We start from the raw sequence: 3,794 nt of genomic DNA, 5'->3' as shown, positions 1-3,794 counted from the left end.
AAATATCAATAGTGTTATATTATTATATATTTAAAGAGGTTAAAGCGCTTTCAAAACAATACGAAAAGGGGTTTGAAAAGATGGGTACAATCGTTTGTCAAACTTGCAATTCTACAATTGACCATTTCGAAGATGAAAAAGTTTCTGTACTTTATTCAAAAAAATGCGACTGCTGTGACCATGAGGGTGCAGAAGAAAGATAAGAATATATAAAAGGGCATGCGCAGCATGCCCTTCTTTTTTTATCGAATTGCTTTATGTTCTTTGATTACCCTGAAATATTTCAATTCATCATCTTCTGGTCCTTGAACGGGCAGGCCAGCTTCCATATTTGTTTTGATATATACAAGGTTTTCTTCGGTAATAATTTCTCCAGGAATGAATATTGGTATTCCAGGCGGATAAACCATAACGAATTCTGCGATGATCCTTCCTTCTGATTCTTCAAATGGAACAACCTCTGTATCCGCGTAAAAAGCATCTCGAGGTGTTAGCGCCAATAACGGTATATCTGGCAGCATGACTTCAGCATGAACTTTTTCTGCTAGATGGTGAAACTCCTTAGAAAGTTCACGCAATGCTTCAACAAGAATTTTCGCTTCCTTTTCTGTGTCTCCGGGAGTTATGATGCACAAAATATTGTACAAGTCGGATAACTCAACTTCGATATTGTATTTTTCACGAAGCCATTTTTCAACCTCATAGCCTGTGATGTTCAGATCTTTTATGCTGATCAGCACTTTTGTTGGATCAAAATCGAATGTAGCATTCGTTCCAAGCAAGTCTTCTCCTGGACAATAAAGATGTTCAATTTCATTCACCTGTCCGCGGATCCATTGAGCCAATTTTATAGTGCGATCAATAATCTCTCTTCCTTTCGTTGCAAGCCTTCTCCTTGCAGTATCCAGTGAGGCAAGCAAGAGGTAAGAAGTAGATGTAGTCGTAAGCATGCTGATGATTGATTGTACACGCTTTGAAGAAACCAGTCCTTCTTTCACGTTCAAGATTGAACTCTGGGTCATCGAGCCACCTAGCTTATGGACACTGGTAGCGGCCATGTCAGCACCAGCTTGCATAGCTGATAATGGAAGATCTTCATGGAAGTGGATATGGACTCCGTGAGCCTCGTCAACCAAGACAGGCACTTTGTAGGAATGAGCAATGTCGACAATCTTCTTTAAATCAGCAGCAAAACCGAAATAAGTTGGATTAATGACAAGCAATCCTTTTGCATCTGGATGCTGTTCCAAGGCTCTCTCAACAGAATCTGTTGTGATTCCGTGGGATATACCAAGGTTTTTATCAATTTCTGGATGGATGAAGATTGGAATTGCACCTGAAAATACAATGGCAGACATAATAGATTTGTGCACGTTCCTTGGGACAATAATTTTATCGCCAGGTCCACATACAGTCATAATCATGGTCATGATTGCACCGCTGGTACCTTGTACGGAGAAGAATGTATGATCCGCTCCAAAAGCTTCAGCAGCCAGTTCCTGTGCTTGCTTGATGATTCCCTTTGGTGAATGGAGGTCATCAAGAGGTCCAATGTTAATCAAATCAATTGATAATGCGTTATCTCCAATAAAATTCCTGAATTCAGGGTCAATTCCGCTCCCTTTTTTATGGCCTGGAATGTGAAACTGAATTGGGTTGTTTCCTGCATGTTTTAATAGGCTTGTAAATAACGGTGTTTCGTATTGTGACAATTGATAATCACACCTCTTTATTTTAATTAGATTTTATCGTTCAAATGGAAGTTATTTTTGTTTTGATTTAAAAAAATAAAACACATGCATTATAGCACTAATAATACCCTTTGCAAAGAAATATTGCAGGAATGCTTTTTGTACATACGTAACAAAGGGTGTGCAAGGAGTGTAAAAGAAAAGGCTCTGTTAAAGCTGAATGTTGATTTTTAAATCCTGTTGATTGTAGTGGAAGGTGCGTAGACTCCTCCGAAAATGCTAACGCATTTTCATCATGCGTGGGCAGATTCGAGGAAGCTTATCAGTGTCCTGCGGGCTCAGCGCCAGCCCCTCGGAAAGCGAAGCGCCTGGAACGAAAATCAACAGCCGTATTTAACATAGCCAAAGAAAAAAAGGATTAGCAGCAATAAGATAGAAGTAATTATAAAACGGATAAATTGAGGGAGAGAGCATATGAACTGGAAAACAGAAGTGACTGAACTATTGGGAATTAAATATCCAATCATTCAGGGGGGGCTTGCTTATTTAGCTTATTCCGATTTGGCGGCGGCTGTTTCGAACGCCGGCGGGCTAGGACAGATAACTGCTATGTCATTGCCAAACCCTGAGGCACTCCGCAATGAAATTCAAAAAGTAAGGCGGTTGACTGACCAGCCATTTGGAGTAAATTTCGCGGTTGGCCAGCATGGAAGACCATTCTCTCATTATCTGGATGTTGCTATTGAGGAAAAAGTGCCAGTTATTTCGATGACAGGAGGAAATCCTTCCCCGATTTTTGAACAGCTGAAGGGAACAACTATAAAAAAATTGGTTCTTGTAGCGGCAAAAAGGCAGGCTCAGAAAGCAGAAGAGCTGGGGGCAGATGCTGTCATGGTTGTAGGTCAAGAGGGCGGAGGTCACCTCGGTAAAAGTGATATCGGTACGATGGTATTGATTCCGGCTGTTGTGGATGCAGTCGATATACCTGTCATTGCTTCAGGGGGGATAGGCGATGGCAGAGGCCTGATGGCAGCGTTAAGCCTTGGGGCACACGGGATTGAAATGGGAACCAGGTTCATAGCAACGAAGGAATGTGTCCATGCAAATGAAGTGTATAAACGCAGATTGGTTGAAGGAACTGAAAACGATACAACAGTGATTAAAAGAACACTAGGGATGCCAGCAAGGGCAATTACAAATCCTCTGACAACACGGATCATTGAAATCGAAAAAAATGATGGTGGCAATTATGAAGCAGTGAAAGATTTAATAAGCGGCGCTGCCAATAGGAAGTATATATATGATGGTGATGAAGAGAATGGATTCGGCTGGGCAGGACAGGTGATGGGTCTTATCAAGGATTCGCCGCCAGTGGGTGAATTGTTTGAGAGGATCATAAAAGAAGCTGAAGAGATAAGAAGTACCTGGGGGAAATAGGGTATTTGTTGCACTGTAGATTAATTAACTGTAAAATCTACTAAGATTAATCATTAATATTGTACTCATTGTTGTTTTTTTCTGAGCGATCATTTACTTTTATGTTAAATTCCCGTAATTATTGACACTAAAGTAGATAATTGTTCATTTGGCAAAATATTGATTGGATTGGAATCAACAGGCAATTTCAACAGCGCCAAGCTATATGAAAAGCAGCAATTACATACGCAAGTCTAAAAAGCAGGTGAAATAATGGATTATCAATATCCGATTGACTACACATGGTCGACAGATGAGATTGTCGATGCAATACATTTCTTTGAATGTATCGAAAAGGCTTATGAAAATGGAATCGACCGGGACTTATTGCTGCATGCATATCGCAGGTTCAAGGAAATCGTACCGGGAAAGGCACAAGAAAAGACACTCTTCAATGAATTTGAAGAGGTGAGCGGCTACGCCTCCTATCAGGCTGTAAAATCGATAAAAGAAATTAGCTCAGGAAAAAAGATAAAAATATCTCAACAAAAACGAAAGCATTGATCAATCAATACGAAAGGAGCCCATTTTTGAAATGGGCTCCTTATTTTGTTAGATAAGAAAGTATAAAAATCACTTCGAGAAATGTCTAGCTCCAGCGCCTAGCCCCTCGAGTCGCTTCGGTCC

General features: G+C 40.4%; 4 protein-coding genes. 3 read left to right on the top strand and 1 reads right to left on the bottom strand.

Features of this window, described 5'->3' with window-relative positions:
* The first annotated feature begins 80 nt into the window (after positions 1-80).
* Positions 81-203 (top strand): GapA-binding peptide SR1P, encoded by a 123-nt coding sequence (locus tag V7201_RS18550; protein ID WP_335378247.1) that lies wholly within the window; start codon positions 81-83, stop codon positions 201-203.
* Positions 204-242: 39 nt separating this feature from the next.
* Here the strand turns inward: V7201_RS18550 and V7201_RS18545 are convergent, their stop codons facing one another.
* Complete coding sequence (locus V7201_RS18545; RefSeq protein WP_335378246.1) at positions 243-1,712, bottom strand: aminotransferase class I/II-fold pyridoxal phosphate-dependent enzyme; 1,470 nt, start codon at positions 1,710-1,712, stop codon at positions 243-245.
* A gap of 453 nt (positions 1,713-2,165) precedes the next feature.
* Here V7201_RS18545 and V7201_RS18540 point away from each other — a divergent pair, with 453 nt between their 5' ends.
* Positions 2,166-3,128, top strand: a complete 963-nt coding sequence (locus V7201_RS18540; RefSeq protein ID WP_335378245.1) for an NAD(P)H-dependent flavin oxidoreductase — start codon at positions 2,166-2,168, stop codon at positions 3,126-3,128.
* 252 nt (positions 3,129-3,380) lie between these two features.
* Positions 3,381-3,671 (top strand): UPF0223 family protein, encoded by a 291-nt coding sequence (locus V7201_RS18535; RefSeq protein WP_335378244.1) that lies wholly within the window; start codon positions 3,381-3,383, stop codon positions 3,669-3,671.
* Positions 3,672-3,794 lie beyond the last annotated feature (123 nt).

It is taken from the genome of Bacillus sp. JJ1122, from assembly GCF_036964885.1.
In the GTDB taxonomy this organism is placed as follows: domain Bacteria; phylum Bacillota; class Bacilli; order Bacillales; family Cytobacillaceae; genus Mesobacillus.
Note: the sequence above shows the minus strand (reverse complement) of the source record. Positions and strands in the feature narration are given on the sequence as shown.